This window comes from Streptosporangium sp. NBC_01639, from assembly GCF_045209755.1.
Taxonomy (GTDB): domain Bacteria; phylum Actinomycetota; class Actinomycetes; order Streptosporangiales; family Streptosporangiaceae; genus Streptosporangium.
Window position 1 is genome coordinate 3,088,242 of record NZ_CP109272.1, and the last position, 19,005, is coordinate 3,107,246.

A 19,005-nucleotide genomic window follows, 5' to 3' on the forward strand; every position below is an offset into this window, starting at 1 on the left:
AGTTCAGCCGACCAAAACCGGAGTTGCCATGTCCCGTACTTCACGGCCGGTCCCCCTCCCCCGGATCGCGCCGTCCCTCTCCGCCGAGCCGCCCTACGACGACGAGCGTCCCTCGGCGGACATCCCCGCCGCCCCGCCGTACGTCCAGGGAACGCTCGCCCTCGCCTGGGAGCCCGAGGTCGCCGAGCCGCCGGCCAGGGAACCGCTGGTCTGGGGGCCACCGGGTGCGATCCCCGACGAACGACGGCTACGGGCTCTCAGCCAGGCCATCGCCGAGGTCCTGTCCGGCAGGCGGCCGCCTTCGAGCGTCTCCGCGCAACTGGCCGAACGCACCCGCGCCGAACTGGTCCGGAGTGGAAAGATCATCAACTGCACGCGGCCACCACTGGTCGGCACCCCGCACATCTCCCAGCCGAAGGACGGGGTCGTGGAGATGTGCGTCCTGGTGCACTGCGGCGACCGGTCGCGCGTGCTGGCGCTGCGCCTGGAGCGCAGGGGCGTGCAGTGGCTGTGCACCGACTTCGAGACGACTCCCTGACCGCGGGCCGTACCGCGGGAAAGCCCGGACTTCGAGACGACTCCCTGGCTGCGGGCCGTACCGCGGGAAAGCCTGGTGAGAGGCGGAAGGGCCCGCACGATGTGCGGGCCCTTCCGATCAGCCGTCAGGCCTGGACGTTCTTGGGATCGCCGTGGCAGCGCTTGTACTTCTTACCCGAACCGCAGGGGCAGGGGGCGTTACGCTCGACGTTGCCGTAGGCGTCGCGCTCCTCCTTGCTGCTGATCCGGGTGTGCTCGACCTCGCCGCTCTCTCCGGGCGCGGTGTACTCCAGCTCGGAGGGACGCTGCGGGCCGCGCAGGCCGCGGGCGATGATGGAACGGGTCTCCGAGATCGCCGCGTCCTCGTGGTCGTGGTCGTGCTCCTCGACGATCGGGTTGGTCTGCACCTCGACTTCGAGGTTGAACAGGTAACCGACCGACTCCTCCTTGATGCCCTCGAGCATCTGGGAGAACATGTCGAAGCCCTCACGCTGGTATTCGATCAGCGGGTCGCGCTGCGCCATGGCCCGCAGGCCGATGCCCTCCTGGAGGTAGTCCATCTCGTAGAGGTGCTCACGCCACTTGCGGTCGAGGACCGACAGGATGACCCTGCGCTCCAGCTCCCGCATCGCCTCGGCGCCGAGCTCCTCCTCACGGCGGTCGTAGGCGGCGGCCGCGTCGGCCTTCACCTTCTCGGCGAGGAACTCCGCGGTGAGCTCCTCACGGCCGCCGGCCTCTTCGAGGACACCGTCGATGGTGAGGGTGAGCGGGTAGAGCTGGCCGAGCGCCTTCCAGAGCTTGTCGAGGTCCCACTCCTCGGAGAAGCCCTCGGCGGTGGCGCCGGCGATGTACTCGTCGATGACATCGTTGACAAAGCTGCGGATCTGCTCGTGCAGGTCGGCGCCCTCCAGCACCCGGTGACGCTCGGCGTAGATCACCTTGCGCTGCCGGTTCATGACCTCGTCGTACTTCAGAACGTTCTTGCGGATCTCGAAGTTCTGCTGCTCGACCTGGTGCTGGGCGGAGGCGATGGCCTTGGAGACGATGCCCGACTCGATCGGGACGTCGTCCGGGATGTTCAGCCGCGTCATGATCATCTCGACCCTGGCCGAGTTGAACAGGCGCATGAGGTCGTCCTCAAGCGAGAGGTAGAAGCGTGACTCGCCCGGGTCGCCCTGGCGGCCGGACCGGCCGCGGAGCTGGTTGTCGATCCGTCGCGACTCGTGCCGCTCGGTGCCCAGGACGTAGAGGCCGCCGAGCTCGGTGACCTCGTCGTGCTCGGCCTGCACGGCCTCCCTGGCCTTGTCCAGCGCCTCGGCCCAGGCCTTGTCGTACTCGTCGGGGGTCTCGACCGGGTCCAGGCCGCGGTTGCGAAGCTCCACGTCGGCGCGGAAGTCGGGGTTGCCGCCGAGCATGATGTCGGTGCCTCGACCGGCCATGTTGGTGGCGACGGTGACCGCGCCCCTGCGGCCCGCCTCGGCGATGATCGCCGCCTCACGCGCGTGGTGCTTGGCGTTGAGGACCTCGTGCGGGACGCCCTTGCGCTTGAGCTCCTTGGACAGGCGCTCGGACTTGGCCACGCTCGTGGTGCCGACCAGGACCGGCTGACCCCTGTCGTAGCGCTCCTTGATGTCCTCGACGCAGGCCAGGAACTTGGCGTCCTCGGTCTTGTAGACCACGTCGGCCTGGTCCTTGCGGATCATCGGCCGGTTCGTCGGGATCGGGAGGACACCGAGCTTGTAGGTCTGGTGGAACTCGTTGGCCTCGGTGACCGCGGTGCCGGTCATGCCGGAGAGCGTCTTGTAGAGGCGGAAGTAGTTCTGCAGCGTGATCGTGGCGAGAGTCTGGTTCTCGTCCTTGATCTTCACGCTCTCCTTCGCCTCGATCGCCTGGTGCATGCCCTCGTTGTAGCGGCGCCCGTGCAGGACTCGACCGGTGAACTCGTCGACGATCAGGACCTCACCGTCGACGACGATGTAGTCCTTCTCCTTCTTGTAGAGCTCCTTGGCCTTCAACGCGTTGTTGAGGAAGCCCACCAGGTGGGTGTGCTCGGGCTTGTAGAGGTTGTCGATGCCGAGCCAGTCCTCGACCTTCTCCACGCCGGACTCGAAGATGCCGACGGTGCGCTTCTTCTCGTCGACGGCGTAGTCGCCGGTGTTCTCCTCGCCGTCCTTGCCCTCGGTGCCCCTGCGGAGCCGGGGGACGATCTTGGCGAACTCGGCGTACCACTTGCCGGACTGCTCGCCGGGGCCGGAGATGATCAGCGGCGTCCTGGCCTCGTCGATGAGGATCGAGTCGACCTCGTCGACGATGGCGAAGTTGTGGCCGCGCTGGACGCACTCCTCCAGCGACCAGGCCATGTTGTCGCGCAGGTAGTCGAAGCCGAACTCGTTGTTCGTGCCATAGGTGATGTCGGCGTTGTAATGCTTGCGGCGCTCGTCGGGCGCCATGTTCGCCAGGATCGCGCCGACCTCGAGACCGAGGAAGCGGTGGATGCGGCCCATCTCGTCCGCGCCGACCTTGACCAGGTAGTCGTTCGTCGTGATGACGTGGACGCCCTTGCCGGAGATGGCGTTGAGGTAGGCGGGAAGCGTACAGGTGAGGGTCTTGCCCTCGCCGGTGCGCATCTCGGAGATGTTGCCCATGTGCAGGCTGGCCCCGCCCATGATCTGCACGTCGAAGTGGCGCTTGCCCAGCACGCGCCGGGAGGCCTCCCGGACGGTGGCGAAGGCTTCGGGAAGCAGGTCGTCGAGCGTCTCGCCCGCGGCGTGCCGCTCCTTGTATTCGGCGGTCAGCGCACGGAGCTCGGCGTCGGTCAGGCTCTTGAAGTCGTCCTCAATGGAGTTGACCTGGTCGGCGATGCGCTTGAGCTTACGCAGAAGCTTGCCTTCGCCTGCGCGAAGAATCTTATCGAGAAAGGCTGGCACTTTAGGTAAAGCTCCTCGCAGGTCTTCCGTGGCCGGACCGGCCCGGATGAGGACGAGACACGGTTCTCCGCTGCCATCGTAGGCGGTTCTACCACCAGGCACAGCCACCCTGAAAGACGCATCGGGCGTCTGCGGAGTTCCTCACGTCCCTTTTATAGGGAGTAGTGACCACCCTAAAGGGTATGTCAGTTTGCAAACGCGCATCGTGAAGAGCCTGAGCATACGGCGCGTCGCACCATGAAGGAAGGCACGGCGATGGCGGACGACGCGCCCCGGACGGTCCATACGGGCAGGGCGTCCTCGTGGCTGGCCGTGACCGTGGTCATTTCGGGTTTCGCCGTCGGCGGAGCCGGCCTGTGCCTGGGCCCCATGTGGGCGCTGTTCTGGATGGGCGTGGCCGCGTGCGTCCTGGGCGGGATCCTCCTGCCCGTCTTCGGGGTCTTCCGGGACACCGTCCTCGACGACCCGCGCGTGCCGTACCGGTCGCCTCCCGGGGATCGGTCCGACTGACACCGGTGTAGCTATTTTGTCGGTGTGGCGCGCTACCCTCTGCGTCATGCCGACCTTCCACCGCCTGCCGGTCTCCCCTCCCGCGGATCAATCATGACGGTCGCCCTCTCCGCCGACGAGGCGCGCCGGGTCATCCTCCGCGCCCAGGGTCTTCTGGGCGCCGGCTCCCGTCGCGGCGGCGCCCCCGCGACGCTGCGCCGGCTGGGGGCCGTCCAGCTCGACACGATCTCCGTCCTGGCCCGCTCGCACGAACTCGTCGCCTACGCCCGCCTCGGCGCCGTCGGCAGGCAGGACGTCGAGCGCGCCTACTGGGACGACCCGGCCCAGGCCTTCGAATACTGGTGTCACGCCGCCTGCGTCCTGCCGATCGACCACTGGCCGCTCTACGCCTTCCGGCGCAGGTATTTCCACGCCAGGAGGTATCGCTGGCACGAGCTGCCCGACAGCGTGGACAAGATCCTGGAGCAGGTCCGCGAGCACGGACCCATCACCACGGCCGACATCGGGGGCGCCAAGAAGGGCGGCCCGTGGTGGGACTGGTCGGATTCGAAGATCGCCATCGAGTGGCTGCTGGACACCGGCGCGGTCGTCTGCACCCGCCGCGTCGGCTGGCGCCGCGTCTACGACCTGGCCGAGCGCGCGATCCCCGCCCACCTCCTGGCCGAAGACCCCTCCGACGCCGAGTGCGTCACCCGCCTCGCCGGGATCGCCGGACGCGCCCTCGGCGTGGCCACCCGGGCCGACCTTGTCGACTTCCTCCGCCTCAAGCCCGCCGCGGCGGCCCTTCTCGACGGCGCGCTGCTCGGCGGAGACGCCGGTCTCACCCCGGTCCGGGTCTCCGGCTGGCCCGACCGGTCGGCGAGCGCATGGGCCGATCCCGCCGCCCTGGAGACCGAGCCGCGCGGCCGCCACCGCACGACCCTGCTGTCGCCGTTCGACTCCCTCGTCTGGGACCGCGGCAGGACCGCCCGCGTGTTCGGCTTCAACCACCGCCTTGAGGCCTACGTCCCCAGGGAGAAGCGCGTCCACGGCTATTTCACGATGCCCGTCCTCGCCGGAGGCCGGCTGATCGGCCGGGTCGACCCGGCACGCGAGGGCTCCACCCTGGTCGGCCGCCAGGTCAGCCTGGAGCCCGGCGTCAACCGGCACAGGGGCGCCGGGGCACTGGCCGACGCCCTGTGGGAGGCCGCGAGCTGGGTGGGCTGCGACGCCGTACGCGTCGACCGGGTGGATCCGGACCTGTCGACGCCCCTCCAGGACGCCCTGACCCGTTGATCCCCTGCGCGCGGGTGCGGCGCCCCTGGCCGGGGCGCCGCATCCGGCGCGTCAGGTGATCTCGAGCATCCGCTCGCGGACCGCGTAGACCACCGCTTCCATCCGGGAGTGGAGCTGGAGCTTGTCCAGGATGTTGCGGACGTGGTTCTTCACCGTGTTCTCGGAGATGAACAGCTGCTTGGCGATCTCGCGGTTGTTCATCCCCTTGGCGACCAGGCGGAGCACCTCCATCTCCCGGTCGGTCAACCGGGGGACGGGGAGCTGGGGAGGCCGCTCGGCCTCCTTGCGGCTCATGTTCGCGAACTCGCTGATGAGCTTGGCCGCCATCGCCGGGTTGATCAGCGACTGCCCCTCGTGGACCCCGCGCACGGCCTCGGGCACCTCGTCGAGCTGGACGTTCTTCAGCAGGTAACCGGTGGCGCCTGCCTTGATCGCCTCGAAGAGGTCCTCCTCCTCGTCGCTCACGGTCAGCATGATGATCCGCGTGCTCGGCACCGAGGCCTTGATCTCACGGGTGGCCTCGATGCCGCTCCTCCGGGGCATCCGTACGTCCATGAGCATGACATCGGGGGTGAGACGGTCGGCGAGCTCGACCGCTTCCTGGCCGTCGCTCGCCTCACCGACCACCTCGATGTCCGTCTCCGCGGACAGGGCCATTTCCAGGCTGCGCCGGATCAGCGCGTGATCGTCGACGATCAGCACGCGGATCGGGTCGCCGCTCCTGGCAGGGCGGGTCGCCTCGTCGGGTTCCGTCACGCCTCCTCCTCGGGGGGCCAGAGCCGTTGGACCGCAATGATTACACGGGTTGACGGGTCCGCGGGTTGGTCGGAGAGGATCTTCAAACGTGTTGGTCAGGGTTCGACGAGGCGCAGAACGCCGTAGTTGTAGCCCTGTCGCAGATATACGACGCTCGGCTGACCGCTCTCTTTGTCACGGAACAGGTAGAAGTCGTGCCCGACCAGCTCCATCTCCAGGAGAGCCTGGTCGATGGTCATCGGATCGGCCTGGTGGGTCTTCTCCCGGACGACCAGCGGCCCGTCACCGTCCATCTGGATCGGGATGATGGCCTTGTCCTCGGGAGCACCCTCCCGGGCCTCCTGCTCGAGCCCGGCGCCGTCGAACAGCCGCGCGGGCGCGGATTCGAGAGTCTCCGCGAGGGCGGTGGCGGTCAGCTCGGCGACCGAGGGCGGGCAGTGGTTGCCGTGGTGGACTTTTCGCCGGTCAGCGAGGCGCCGGAGTCTTCCCTCAAGCTTTCCGAGCGCGATGTCGAGGGCGGCGAAACGGTCGTCGGCCGTGGCCTCGGCCCGTACGGCGGGGCCACGCGAGTGGATGGTGAGCTCGACCCGCTCGCGCTGGTCGGTGATCCGCGGATTGCTCTCCTTGGTCACCTCCACATCGACACTGATGAGTTTGTGGTCCAGACGCTCGATCCTGGCCAGCTTGGCGTTCACATGGTCACGGAATCGGTCACTCACTCCGGTGTGCCGACCCTTGACGATGATGTCCATGCACGGACCCCCTTCGAACCTCGGCGATGTAGTGCTGCGGCACCCGCTCGGCCGACCTGGTCTTCGTCCCCACATCCGCCTGCTGAGGGTTTCGCAGCTCTTTGCCACTACATGCCCTTCTCTTCTGGCGAGGAACATCTGGCTCCCCGGGAAGGCAGGACTTACCTCTAAGCCGCACCGTGATCGATCGACAAGAAGTCGTCTTACGTGGACCGTTTGGCCTGCGGCTGGCATCGGCTAACCGAACCGGCTCTCTTACGGGAGTCGGCCCGGCGCAACCACGGACCCGAGCGGGTGCCATGGCTCAGACGCTATCCGCATCCCGGCCGAATGTCAGCCTGGACACCGGCCGACGGATCACTTTGAGTGATCACCCGCTGCCCGCCGGCCGTACGGAAGGCCGATCCGGCCGCACTGCACGACCGTGCGCGAAAGCTTTCCCGCCATGGTGAACGGCACCGAATCCGTCGCCGGGACAGGGAGGTGTGGCTACCCGGTGAGACCGATCACCCGACCGCCCCTCACCCTCCGTCATGGGGAGGAACTTCCCCCCTCCGGCGTGTCGCGGCGATCGTGACAGCGAGCGGAACCGGCACGCCCGCCTCGCGCAGCGCCCTGGCCGCCTCGGCGAGCGTCGCACCGGTGGTGATGATGTCATCCACCAGCACAACCGGCCCCGCGCCGCCCCAGGAACCTGCTCCGGCCCCGTTCCGGCCGGTCGTGACCCTGAATGCCATGGACAGGTTCGCGGCCCGCTGGAGCGAGCTCAGGCCCGCCTGGTCGGCGACCCTGCGGCGCGGGGAGAGGATCTCCGCCACGGTCGCCGGCCATCCGGCCGCGCGGAGGCAGCCCGCCGCCAGCTCCGTCAGCCTGGTCACCGGAGCGTGCCCGCGCCGCCGCACGGCCGAGCGGGCGCTCGGCACCGGGACGAGGACGACCGGCCGGTCGCCGACCGCGGTGGCGATCGTCAGCGCCAGGGAGCCGGCGAGGAAGGGGGCCAGCGCGGTGCGGCCACGCTCCTTGTAAGCGATGATCGTCCGTTGTGCGGCGGTTGTGTAGCCGGTCGCCGACCAGCACTCGGGCAGGCCGGGCGGGACCGGGGCGGGCATCCGGCGCGCGGGCTCGCCGTGCAGCTCCGCCGTGCAGCGGGCGCAGACGAGGGCCCCGGGCGCGTCGCATCCGGCGCAGCGGGGCGGCAGGAGCAGGTCGAGCAGAGCTGTCGGCACAGGTCCACGGTGCCAGTCGGCACCGACAAACAGCCCGTCCCCGCGGCGGGACCGCTCATCGCGGTGGGCCGGCCCGGGGAGGCCCGGCCGCTCACCCCAGCGGATAGGCCGGGGAGGAGGGGCCCTTCTCGGTGAAGTCCGTGGACCCGCCCTCCTTGACCATCGCCTCCCACTTGGCGGAGCCGCGGTTCCAGGAGAGGACCTGGCGGTTGCCGTTGTCGTCCACCGCCCCGGCCAGCAGGGAGCCGTCCAGGGCGGTGATGGTCTCGATCCTGGCGTTGGAGGCCAGCGACTTGGGCTCGTCGGTGACCGAGGCCTCCAGCAGCTCGGACTTGCCGGTGAGCACGTAGAGGGACTTGCCGTCCTTCCACGCGATATCCTTGATCGTCTGGCCGCCGTCGGCGGACACCACGGACTGCAGGTCGGTGATCCTGGTGTCGCCGCCCCGGCCGACGATCGTGCCGATCTCGACCTCTTCCTCCCCGGTGCCGTTCTTGACCACCACCGCGACGTGCACCCCGTCACGCGCGACCTTGAGCGCCTTGACGTAGACCGTGTCCAGGTCGGGCACCGTGACCCGGTACTGCTTGCCGTCGTTCCCCGTCCGCAGCACCGTCGACGAGTGGTCGCTGGGCCGGTCGACCGTCCACAACGTGTCGTAGCGGTCCCATGAGGGCGGGGTGAGGGAGTCGCCGGTGAACCGGTCCTGCCATTTCCCGCCCACGGTGAGCGGCGCGACCGAGACCTTCGTGCCGTCCTTCGACAGTGCGGCCACCTGTCCCTGGTTGCTGATCGCCGGACGGATGCGCGCGTCGCCCATCTCGCCCTCCCCGACCTGTATCTGACGGCCGACCTTGTCGTTGCCCAGCTGCCAGAGCGCGCCACCGGCCAGGTAGTAGGGGCGGACCTCGCCGGGAGTCATCCACGGGTCGAAGTCCGACTGCTCCTGGGCGGCGATCTGCAGCGCGGTGTCGGAGTAGTAGAGCTCGCCGTTCACCCTGATCTCGAAGCCCCAGCCTCCGTTGGTGAGGCCGGAGAGCGTCGCGGCGAGCTGGGCCGACATGGGGGCGATCCGGTCGGAGTCGACGGGCTTGGTCAGGTCGACGACGACGCGGTTGTCGTCGGTGGTGACGTCGATGAGCTCGGTGCCCGGCCGGAAGGCGGAGTTCACCGCCTTCCGCAGCAGGCTGCTCGGCCCCTTGAGTAATCGCTCGACCGTCGTCTTGGCGAAGTTGGAGGAGGGGTCGATCGGCACCCGGACCTGGTCGGCCACCAGGCCCTTCCACGCCGAGTCCAGGAAGTAGAGGTCCACCTTGAGGTAGGCGCGGTCGACGTCGGCCTCCGACAGCATCAGGCCGTCGGGCGCCGAGCTGATCCGCCACCCGCCCGCTCCCTTCACGAGGGTGAAGGGCTCGTTGAGGGTGGTGCTCTTCGGCCAGTAGCGGCCGTCCTGGTCGATCATCGCCGTCACGGTGCCCTTGAGCGTGACCCGCGTCTCCTTCTCCCCCTCCTGCGTGGGGACGTACTCCTCCTGCTTGTAGACCGTCACCCCGCTCAGCGGGTTCCACTTCCCGGCGAAGTCGTCGGTGAGGTATTTGCGCGCGACCTCGCGCCGGGGGTCGTCGACGCTCGCCATCGCGGCCCGGAAACCGGTGACGACCTCCTCGGCCGTCCAGCTGGGGCTCGGCGGCATGGCGATCACCCGTGCGTACGGGTCGCCCAGCGGATTGCTCTTGCGCTCGTTGTCCACCGCGATGGCCTTGTCCCCGGTGGGGATGACGGAACACGCCGCCCCGTTCCAGGTGAGCACGGCGACCAGGCCGACCGCGCCCATAAGCCTTCCCGTCCTAGCTCGCACCGTTCCCCCCGTCCGCGATCGCCGGTGACAGCACCGGGGTCATGTGCCCCCGCCACGCCCGCCGCATCTCCACCTCCGGCGGGACCAGCGACAGCGGCGAACCGCGCAGCGGCGAACCGGCCACCCGGGGCAGCGAGAGCCGGAACTGCGACCCCTCCCCCGGCGACCCCCATGCCTGCAGCCACCCTCCGTGCAGGATCGCGTCCTCACGGGAGATCGCCAGGCCCAGGCCGGTGCCGCCGATGGTCCGCGCACGCGACGGGTCGGCCCGCCAGAACCGGTCGAAGACCAGGTTCTCCTCGCCCGGCTTGAGGCCCACCCCGTGGTCCCGTACGGCCACCGCCACCGCGTCCCGGTCCGCGCCGACCGAGACGATGATCTCCCGGCCCTCCCCGTGCTCGATCGCGTTGAACAGCAGGTTGCGCAGGATCCGCTCGACCCGGCGGCTGTCCATCTCGGCCATGCAGGGCTCGCTCGGCAGCCGCAGGTCGAACCGGGTGGAGTGGCGCTCGGCCAGTGCCTCGGAGTCGGCCACGGCGCGCAGCACCACGTCCCTGACGTCCACCGGGTCGACGTCCAGCTCGGCCGCGCCCGCGTCGTAGCGGCTGATCTCCAGCAGGTCGGCGAGCATCGACTCGAACCGGTTGAGCTGGTTCTGCATCAGCTCGGCCGAACGGGCGGCCATCGGGTCGAAGTCCTCTCGGGCGTCATAGAGCAGGTCGGCGGCCATCCGCACGGTGGTCAGCGGGGTGCGCAGCTCGTGTGAGACGTCGGAGACGAACTGCCGCTGGACGTGCGAGAGCTCCTCCAACTGGTGGATCTTCAATGCCAGGTTGGCGGCCATCTCGTTGAAGGAGGCGGCCAGGCGGGCCAGGTCGTCCTCGCCCCGGACCTTCAACCGCTCGTCCAGGCGGCCGGCGGCCAGCCGCTCGGCGGCCTGGCGCGTCAGCCGTACCGGCGTGACCACCTGGCGGGTGACCAGGGAGGCGATGGCGGCCAGCAGCAGGACCAGGGCCACCCCGACGGCCACGAGCATCCGCAGGACCGAGTTGAGGGTCACCTCCTCCTTGTCCAGCGGGATCAGGTGGTAGATCTCGTATCCGCCGTCCAGCATGGTCTCGGAGGTGTCGAGGCGGGTGCCGATGACCAGGCCCCGCACCGGCTCGCGTCGGTCCTCGTAGTAGAGGTTCCCGTAGTGGGTGCTGTCCTCGCCGGGCGCTTTTTTGAACACCTCTTCGCGCAGCCCGGACGGGATGCTCCGCTGGTCGATGTTGTTGGTGCCGTAGAACTCCCCCGGCTGGTTGTCGTTGCGGGCGAACACCGAGTAGCGGGGTGGGGATCCGGCGCGGCCGGCCAGCGTGTAGACCGCCTGGCTGAGCGGACTGTCCCCGCCCCGCTGGAGGTCGTCACCCGCGTCGGCGGACGGTTTGGAGGCGTCGCCGGCCGGCTGGTTCAGATAGCCGAGCACCGCGTTCCTGTCGGCCTGCGCCTCGCTCTTCGCCGCGCGCTCCCGGGCCTCCAGGGTGGTCGAGATGATCTGCTGCATGAGGAAGACGCCGAGCACGGCGACCACCGCGATGGATATGACCATCGTGCTGGTGACCACGCGGAGCTGCAGGGAGCGCCGCCAGACCCGGCGCACGCCGCCCACGGCACGGCGGGCGCGCCGCCGTACACCCCGCACCAGCTGGCGCAGAGTGCGGCGGCGTTTCCGCTGCAATGAGGACATGTCCGGCTCCCGAGGGGATCCGCGCAGGTCAGGCCGGACCGGCCTTGTAGCCGACCCCGCGGACCGTCACGACGATCTCGGGGTGCTCGGGATCCTTTTCGATCTTGGCTCGGAGCCGCTGGACGTGCACGTTGACCAGGCGGGTGTCGGCGGCGTGCCGGTATCCCCAGACCTGCTCGAGCAGGACCTCGCGGGTGAAGACCTGACGCGGCTTGCGGGCCAGCGCGACCAGGAGGTCGAATTCCAGCGGGGTGAGGTTGATGGTCTCCTCGTCCCGCTTGACCGAGTGCCCGGCGACGTCGATGGTGATGTCGCCGATCTGCAGGATCTCCGGCGTCGGCTCGTCGGTGCGGCGCAGCCGCGCCCGCACCCGGGCCACCAGCTCCTTGGGCTTGAACGGCTTGACGATGTAGTCGTCGGCTCCCGACTCCAGGCCGAGGACGACGTCGATGGTGTCGCTCTTGGCCGTCAGCATGACGATCGGCACACCGGACTCGGCACGGATGCGGCGGCACACGTCGATGCCGTCGGCACCGGGCAGCATCAGGTCGAGCAGGACCAGATCGGGCCGGGTGTCGCGGAACGCGTCGAGCGCCTTGTCCCCGTCGGAGACGAAGGAAGGTTCGAAACCCTCTCCGCGTAGCACGATGCCGAGCATCTCGGCGAGAGCGGCGTCGTCGTCGACGACCAGCACGCGTCCTTTCATGGCCCCTCATTCGTTTTACGCAGTTTGGGAGTCTTTGGGATAAACGGCACGGTGGTCGAAGATTACCCTTGTCCGACTACTGGATGACACCAGTCAACGGTCGGCCATCCAAATGCCGAATTTTAGGCGCACACAACGTAAAGCTCACAGTGGTCCCCCCTGCATGACCGACTCCGGCCCTGGCGACTGCGAACGCCAAGCGGAGGTGGTCACGTTCCCAGTCTGGTGTAAACGACGGTGTCTCGGCCATCCCTCCGCCATCTCCGTCGACGACTTGTGGGGTGAAACCTCGGTGTGATCTCCCCATCAGCACAATCGGTGTGTCCACATGTCAGGATTGGGATATGTCAGACGGTCACGGCTCCACTCCCGGCACGCCATCCGGCTGGGCGTCCAACCAACCTCCGCCCTACGGCAACGCCCCGGGATCGCCGTGGACCGCGCCCGGCGCCCCGCCTCCGCCGCAGTCCCCTCCCCCGCCCCCGCAGCAGCCGTACGGCGGGCAGGCCCCGCCGCAGCCGCAGGCCCCCCACGACCAGGCGCCGCCGTACCACCCGGGCCCGTACGGCGGGCAGCCCCACGGCTACCGGCCGCCGCCGGCCGCGCTGCGCCCGGGGATCATCCCGCTGCGCCCGCTCGGCCTCGGCGACATCCTCGACGGCGCGATCAAGCTGATCCGCTCCAACCCCAAGACCGTCCTGGGCCTCTCGGTGATCGTCGCCGCGCTCGGCGCGATCCCGGTGGCGATCGGCCAGTCGGCCCTGCTCACCGGGATGAGCGCGGAACTGGACGGTTCCGCGGCGCCCATCGGCCCGCAGAGTACGGACTTCCTCTCCCAGTACGGCGGGACGCTGATCTCCTACGCGGTGCAGTTCATCGCGGTCACCCTGCTCACCGGCGTGCTGACCCGGATCCTGGGCCGGGCGGTCTTCGGCGGCAGGACGACGGGAGGCGAGGCCTGGCGGCTGACCCGGGACCGGGTGCCCACGCTGTTCGGACTGGTGGTGGTCAGCATGCTGGTCATGCTGCTGCCACTGGCGCTGATCTTCGCACTCCTGTGGATGCTGGCGTCGGCGGGCGCCGACCTCGGGTCGATGGTCCTGCTGGGCGCGGTGCTGGTGCTGGGTTTCATCGCCTACGCGCTCTTCGTCACCACCCGCCTGGCACTCGCGGCGTCCGTGGCGGTGCTGGAGCGGCGCGGCGTCCTCGCCTCGCTGCGCAGATCCTGGACCCTGGTGAACGGCGGCTTCTGGCGGACGCTCGGCATCCTGCTGCTGACCCAGCTCATCGCGGGCCTGGCCACCACGGCGCTCTCCTTCCCCTTCACCTTGGCGGGAGCCTTCATCGGCGTCACCGGCGAGACCTCCACGGCCTCGCAGATCGGCGCGGCGGTCCTGATCGCCATCGGCGGCACCATCGGCGCGATGATCACCTACCCGTTCCAGGCGGGCGTCCAAGGCCTCCTCTACGCCGACCGGCGGATGCGCGCCGAGGCGTTCGACCTGGTGCTGCAGACCGCCGCGATCGAGCAGCAGCGGCAGGGCTGGGTGCACGCGTCGGCCGACGACCTGTGGGACCCGTCCATCACCCCCGCCGGACCGGGCCGGGACGGCCGGAGTGGTCAGGGAGCCCCGTGGTCCCCGTTCTGACCCACCCGGCGCTCCTGACGGCCCCGATCGACATCGACCGCGAGCAGGCCGGGCGTGAGGCGGCCGCGGAGCTCCTCAGGTCCGAGTACGCCAAGGAGTCCCTCGTCGACCGTGTCATGCGGGCCGCGAACCAGTTCCTCGGCGACCTGCTGGACCAGGAGTCCGTGGGCGTCGTCGGCAGCGTGGCCGCGCGGATCGTCCTGGCGGTGATCGTCGTCGCCGCCGTCACCGCGGTGATCCTGATCGCGCGCCGGACCGTCAGGGGCGGCACCACGCGCAAAGAGGGGATCTTCGGAGAGCGCCGCCGCACCGCCGCCGAGCATCGCGAGGCCGCAGAACGGCTGGCCGCCGAGAGCCGGTGGGCCGAGGCCGTGCGCGAGCGGCTCCGGGCCGTCGCACGAGATCTGGAGGACCGGGTCATCGTCGACTCCACGCCCGGCCGTACCGCGGACGAGCTCGCCGCCGAGGCCGGACGCGCGCTGCCCGGATTCGCCGCCGAACTGGCCGCCGCGGCGCGGGTGTTCGACGACGTGACCTACGGCGAGACGCCGGGCACCGCCGAGGCCTACGGGGTCCTGCGCGATCTCGACGAGCGCCTGCGCACGGCCCGCCCGACGCTCGGCGCCCCGACGGGGGCGATCTCCCCATGAGCCTCGCCGCCGCCGCGGAGACGGGCTCGACCGCCACCTCGCCCACCGCCGCGAGCCTGTGGCGCGGTGGCCGGGGCATCCTCCTCATCGCGCTCATCGTGGTCGCCGGCGCCGTCGTCGGCGTACTGCTCGGCGGCGCCGGCGCGAGCCGGCCCCTCGACCCCGCCGACACCTCACTGGCCGGCGGCAAGGGCCTGGCCCAGCTCCTGCGAGCCCACGGGGTGGAGGTCAGGCGCGTCACCTCGGTCGCCGAGGCGGAGGCCGCCGACTCCGGCGAAAGCACCCTGCTGCTCGGTGACACCTCCTTCCTCGGCGAAGAAGAGGCCCGGCGGCTCGGCGCGCTGTCCGCCGACCGGATCGTGGTCGGCGCGCAAAGGTACGAGGACCTGCTCACCCCCGGTGTCGGCTCCACCGAGACGGCGCGGACACGTTCCCGCGAGCCCCGGTGCGCGCTGCCGGCGGCGGCCCGGGCGGGCGGCGCCTTCATGGGCGGCGTGACCTTCACCGCCCCCTCGGGGGCGGTCGGCTGCTACCCTGCCGACGGCACGCCCACCCTGGTCAGCTACACCGACAGGGACCGGACGGTCACGGTCGTGGGCGACGGCCAGTTCATGTCCAACCTGCGGCTGGCCGAGGACGGCAACGCCGCGCTGGCGATGAACCTGGCCGGGGCCCGGCCCCGGCTGATCTGGCTGGTGGCCCCGGAGACCGCCGCGCAGGCCACGGGAGAGCAGAGTTTCTACGACCTGATCCCCGACGGGGTCAGGTGGGCCGTGCTGCAACTGGCCGTCGTCGTCCTCCTGCTGGCACTGTGGCAGGGCCGTCGGCTCGGCCCGGTGGTGGCCGAGCGGCTGCCCGTCGTGGTCAGGGCGGCAGAGACCGTGGAGGGCAGGGCCCGGCTCTACCGGGCCAGACGTGCCCGCGACCGGGCCGCCGTCGCCCTGCGCGCCGGTTTCGCCGACCGGGTCACCCCCCGGCTCGGGCTGCCCTCGGCGGCCGGCCCGGAGGCGAAGGTCGACGCGATCGCCGAACGGACCGGTCAGGCGGGCTTCCACGTGGGCGCCGCCCTGTACGGCCCGCCACCGGCTGACGAGGCCGGGCTGGTGGCCCTGGCCGCATACCTGGACATGTTGGAGAGGCAGGTCAAAGAGTCGTGAGCGAGCGTAGCGAGCAGGCCGTCGGAGACGGCGGCACCGTGCTCCCGGAGTCGGCGGAGAGAGCTTCATGACCATGCCACAGCACGGCGGCGACCAGGTGGAGACACCCTCCGCCGCCGGAACGACCCCGGATGCGAACGCCGCCAGAGAGGCGCTGGGGAGCCTGCGCGCCGAGGTCTCCAAGGCCGTCGTCGGTCAGGACGCCGTGGTCACCGGACTGGTGATCGCGTTACTCTGCCGGGGGCACGTGCTCCTGGAAGGCGTGCCGGGTGTCGCCAAGACCCTGCTGGTCAGGACGTTGGCGGCGGCCCTGTCGCTGGACTTCAAGCGGGTGCAGTTCACCCCCGACCTGATGCCGGGCGACGTCACCGGTTCCCTGATCTACGACGCGAGGACGTCGGAGTTCGAGTTCCGCCAGGGCCCGGTCTTCACCAACCTGCTGCTGGCCGACGAGATCAACCGTACGCCCCCCAAGACGCAGGCCGCGCTGCTGGAGGCGATGGAGGAACGGCAGGTCAGTGTGGACGGCCTGCCGCGCAAGCTGCCCGAGCCGTTCATCGTGGCCGCCACCCAGAACCCGGTCGAGTACGAGGGCACCTACCAGCTCCCCGAGGCGCAGCTCGACCGGTTCCTGCTCAAGCTGACCGTGCCGCTGCCGCCCCGCGACCAGGAGATCGCGGTGCTGGAACGGCATGTGCTGGGCTTCGATCCGCGCGACCTGTCGCACATCAAGGCCGTGGCCACCATCGCCGACCTGGACGCCGGGCGCGCGGCGGTCAGCCAGGTGCACGCCGGACCCGAGGTGCTCGGCTACATCGTGGACATCGCCAGGGCCACCCGCCAGTCGCCGTCGCTCCAGCTCGGCGTCTCACCGCGTGGCGCCACCGCCTTGCTGGCCGGGGCACGGGCGTGGGCCTGGCTGTCCGGCCGCTCCTACGTGACCCCGGACGACGTCAAGGCGCTGGCCAGGCCCGCGACGCGGCACCGTATCCAGCTCCGGCCCGAGGCCGAGTTGGAGGGTGCGACCGCCGACGGCCTGATCGACGCCATCCTCGCCTCCGTCCCCGTCCCCCGCTGAGACGATGGCACTGACAGGACGGGCCGCCCTGCTGGCCCTGCTCGGCACGCTGGCCGTGCTGTTCGCGCCCCAGCCGGGACCGGCCGTCGCCGGGGTGGCGCTGCTGCTCCTGGCGTTGGTCGCGGTGGACCTGCTGCTGGCCGGGGGCGTACGGCCGCTGCGGTTCACCCGTTCGGGCGACCGGCTGGTACGGCTCGGCGAGTCCGCCACGGTCGAGCTGATCGTGGAGAACCCTGGGCCTCGCCGGGCCCGGGGCCTGCTGCGGGACGCCTGGCCCCCCTCGGCCGGGGCCGCCCCGCGGCACCTGCGGCTGGACGTGCCCCCCGGCGAGCGCCGCCGTCTCGTCACGACGCTCACCCCCACCCGCCGGGGCGACCGCGAGGCCGTCACGGTCACGGTGCGCGCGCTGGGCCCGCTGGGCATCGCGGCCCGCCAGGGTTCCCACCGGGTGCCGTGGTCGGTCCGGGTGCTGCCGCCGTTCCTCAGCCGCAAGCACCTGCCCGCCAAGCTCTCACGGCTGCGGGAACTGGAGGGCCGGCACCCGTCGATGGTGCGGGGACAGGGCACCGAGTTCGACTCGCTCCGCGAGTACGTGGTCGGCGACGACGTCCGCTCGATCGACTGGCGGGCCACCGCCCGCCGCAACGACGTCGTGGTCCGCACCTGGCGGCCCGAGCGCGACCGGCGGGTGCTGATCGTCCTGGACACCGGGCGCACCTCGGCCGGGCGGGTGGGGACGGCCCCCGTCCCGCTGGCCGGTGAGATGCCCAGGACCGGCGGCCTGTACGGCCCGGTGACGATCGTGCCGGGCTGGCCCCGGCTGGACTGGTCGATGGACGCGGCGCTGCTGCTGGCCGCACTGGCCACCCGGGCCGGCGACCGGGTGGACTTCCTCGCCCACGACCGCGCGGTGCGCGCCTGGGTGTCCGGCGCCAGCCGTACCGAGATGCTGTCGTCGCTGGTCAACACCATGGCCCCGTTGGAGGCCGAGCTCGTCGAGGCCGACTCGGCCGGCATGGTCGCCGCCGTCCTGGCCCGCGCCAAACGGCGCTGCCTGGTCGTCGTGCTGACCGACCTGAACTCGGCGTCGCTGGAGGAGGGGCTGCTGCCCATGCTCCCCCGGCTCTCCGCACGGCACCTGGTGCTCCTCGCCGCCGTCTCCGACCCGCAGGTGGCCACGATGGCGGCCGGGCGCGGCACCCCCGAACTGGTCTACAACGCCGCGGCGGCGGAGCACCAGAACGCCGACCGGCGCAGGATCACCGCCCGGCTGCGCCGTCAGGGCGTGGAGGTCGTGGACGCCGCCCCGGAGCAGTTCGCCCCCGCCCTGGCCGACGCCTACCTGGCGCTGAAGGCCGCGGGGCGCCTCTGACCGCGGACGGCGACCCGCTCCGACGTGTCGCGTCGTGTCACGTCGGGAAACTACGACACTGGAGGAAAGAACCTCTGCTGTTTTTCCGCACCGTCAAGCCCGGTAGGCGCCACGGGCCGTTGCTGTGATCTGATGTCTTCGCCGGGCCGGCCCCGTAGACTCTGGGGCAGAACGGTGGAGGGGGAGATCGATGACCGCGCAGCCGCATGAGACCTCCGACACGGGTGCGTCCCTTCCTGACAAGAGCCTGCGGTCCATCCGCGCCGCCCTGACCCTGCCACAGGACCGGGCGGCCTTCGACACGGGGCTGCGTCTCGCTCTGGACGAAGTTCGTATCAGTCTCGACCTGGGCAAGCTGACTGAGTTCGTCCACGCCTGGTGGCTGATCGCCTGTGATTCCATCCACGACCGAACAGGTCGCGAGCTCATGTACAAGCACGTCGCCCACGTACAAGAACTGGCCGACCAGGGCCGGCCGCTCCCCCGGGGAGACCGGACCTGGCGTGAGGTGCTGGCCGAGCGCGGGGTTCAGACGTAGGCGTACTCGATCACGCCGCCCGATCCGATCGCCCAAGAACAGATCGCGGCACTTCCGATCGAGGCCGCCCGCTACCTCGCCGAGGTGCTGGCTCTTCTGGAGACCGCCCCATGGGTCGGCAGGTCGGTCAACCCCGCCAGATCCGAGGGGAATCTGCTGGTCATTCCGTTCGGAGAGAGCGGACTGGTGACCTATCTTGTCGTGGAGCCGCAGCGAGAAGTGTGCATCCTCCGCGTGCAATGGCTGTGACCGGACATACGGTGCCCTGCGAACACGCTCACCGCG

At 70.3% G+C, this 19,005-nt stretch carries 17 protein-coding genes; 10 read left to right on the forward strand and 7 right to left on the reverse strand.

What is annotated here, in order from left to right:
* Positions 1-28: 28 nt before the first annotated feature.
* Complete coding sequence (locus OHA77_RS13775) at positions 29-538, forward strand: Rv3235 family protein (protein WP_406318465.1); 510 nt, start codon at positions 29-31, stop codon at positions 536-538.
* Positions 539-662: 124 nt separating this feature from the next.
* On the opposite strand, the gene secA is transcribed toward OHA77_RS13775, so the two are convergent.
* Positions 663-3,464, reverse strand: coding sequence for a preprotein translocase subunit SecA (gene secA / locus OHA77_RS13780; RefSeq protein WP_406318466.1), 2,802 nt, complete (start codon positions 3,462-3,464; stop codon positions 663-665).
* A gap of 237 nt (positions 3,465-3,701) precedes the next feature.
* Here secA and OHA77_RS13785 point away from each other — a divergent pair, with 237 nt between their 5' ends.
* Positions 3,702-3,974, forward strand: coding sequence for an HGxxPAAW family protein (locus tag OHA77_RS13785; protein ID WP_406318467.1), 273 nt, complete (start codon positions 3,702-3,704; stop codon positions 3,972-3,974).
* 93 nt (positions 3,975-4,067) lie between these two features.
* Entirely contained in the window at positions 4,068-5,249 is a 1,182-nt protein-coding gene (locus OHA77_RS13790) for a winged helix-turn-helix domain-containing protein (RefSeq protein ID WP_406318468.1), read from the forward strand.
* Between the two features lie 51 nt (positions 5,250-5,300).
* Here OHA77_RS13790 and OHA77_RS13795 read toward each other — a convergent pair whose 3' ends face one another.
* The 6 genes from OHA77_RS13795 to mtrA form a co-directional block, all read right to left on the reverse strand.
* Entirely contained in the window at positions 5,301-6,005 is a 705-nt protein-coding gene (locus tag OHA77_RS13795) for a response regulator transcription factor (RefSeq protein ID WP_326820206.1), read from the reverse strand.
* A 95-nt stretch (positions 6,006-6,100) separates the two neighbouring features.
* Positions 6,101-6,757, reverse strand: a complete 657-nt coding sequence (gene hpf, locus OHA77_RS13800) for a ribosome hibernation-promoting factor, HPF/YfiA family (RefSeq protein ID WP_406318469.1) — start codon at positions 6,755-6,757, stop codon at positions 6,101-6,103.
* 521 nt (positions 6,758-7,278) lie between these two features.
* Positions 7,279-7,983, reverse strand: a complete 705-nt coding sequence (locus OHA77_RS13805) for a ComF family protein (protein WP_406318471.1) — start codon at positions 7,981-7,983, stop codon at positions 7,279-7,281.
* A gap of 91 nt (positions 7,984-8,074) precedes the next feature.
* Positions 8,075-9,817, reverse strand: coding sequence for an LpqB family beta-propeller domain-containing protein (locus OHA77_RS13810; protein WP_406318472.1), 1,743 nt, complete (start codon positions 9,815-9,817; stop codon positions 8,075-8,077).
* A 13-nt stretch (positions 9,818-9,830) separates the two neighbouring features.
* Complete coding sequence (gene mtrB / locus OHA77_RS13815) at positions 9,831-11,570, reverse strand: MtrAB system histidine kinase MtrB (RefSeq protein ID WP_406318473.1); 1,740 nt, start codon at positions 11,568-11,570, stop codon at positions 9,831-9,833.
* Positions 11,571-11,598: 28 nt separating this feature from the next.
* Positions 11,599-12,276: an MtrAB system response regulator MtrA gene (mtrA, locus tag OHA77_RS13820; protein WP_012888151.1), complete on the reverse strand. Its 678-nt coding sequence runs from the start codon at positions 12,274-12,276 to the stop codon at positions 11,599-11,601.
* Positions 12,277-12,620: 344 nt separating this feature from the next.
* Here mtrA and OHA77_RS13825 point away from each other — a divergent pair, with 344 nt between their 5' ends.
* The 7 genes from OHA77_RS13825 to OHA77_RS13855 all read left to right on the forward strand — a co-directional run bounded on the left by OHA77_RS13825 (position 12,621) and on the right by OHA77_RS13855 (position 18,969).
* Entirely contained in the window at positions 12,621-13,925 is a 1,305-nt protein-coding gene (locus OHA77_RS13825; protein WP_406318475.1) for a hypothetical protein, read from the forward strand.
* A complete protein-coding gene (locus OHA77_RS13830) occupies positions 13,910-14,575 on the forward strand; it encodes a DUF4129 domain-containing protein (protein ID WP_406318476.1) in 666 nt (221 codons plus the stop codon). The genes OHA77_RS13825 and OHA77_RS13830 overlap by 16 nt, the downstream gene beginning before the upstream one ends.
* Positions 14,572-15,732: a DUF4350 domain-containing protein gene (locus OHA77_RS13835; protein ID WP_406318478.1), complete on the forward strand. Its 1,161-nt coding sequence runs from the start codon at positions 14,572-14,574 to the stop codon at positions 15,730-15,732. Before OHA77_RS13830 ends, OHA77_RS13835 begins: the two co-directional genes overlap by 4 nt.
* A gap of 73 nt (positions 15,733-15,805) precedes the next feature.
* Complete coding sequence (locus tag OHA77_RS13840; protein ID WP_326827000.1) at positions 15,806-16,810, forward strand: MoxR family ATPase; 1,005 nt, start codon at positions 15,806-15,808, stop codon at positions 16,808-16,810.
* A gap of 4 nt (positions 16,811-16,814) precedes the next feature.
* The gene (locus OHA77_RS13845; RefSeq protein WP_406318479.1) at positions 16,815-18,182 is read left to right on the forward strand and encodes a DUF58 domain-containing protein; all 1,368 of its coding nucleotides are present in this window, start codon (positions 16,815-16,817) and stop codon (positions 18,180-18,182) included.
* Between the two features lie 190 nt (positions 18,183-18,372).
* Positions 18,373-18,720 (forward strand): DUF6247 family protein, encoded by a 348-nt coding sequence (locus tag OHA77_RS13850; protein WP_406318481.1) that lies wholly within the window; start codon positions 18,373-18,375, stop codon positions 18,718-18,720.
* An 84-nt stretch (positions 18,721-18,804) separates the two neighbouring features.
* Positions 18,805-18,969 (forward strand): hypothetical protein, encoded by a 165-nt coding sequence (locus OHA77_RS13855; RefSeq protein ID WP_406318483.1) that lies wholly within the window; start codon positions 18,805-18,807, stop codon positions 18,967-18,969.
* Positions 18,970-19,005: the final 36 nt, after the last annotated feature.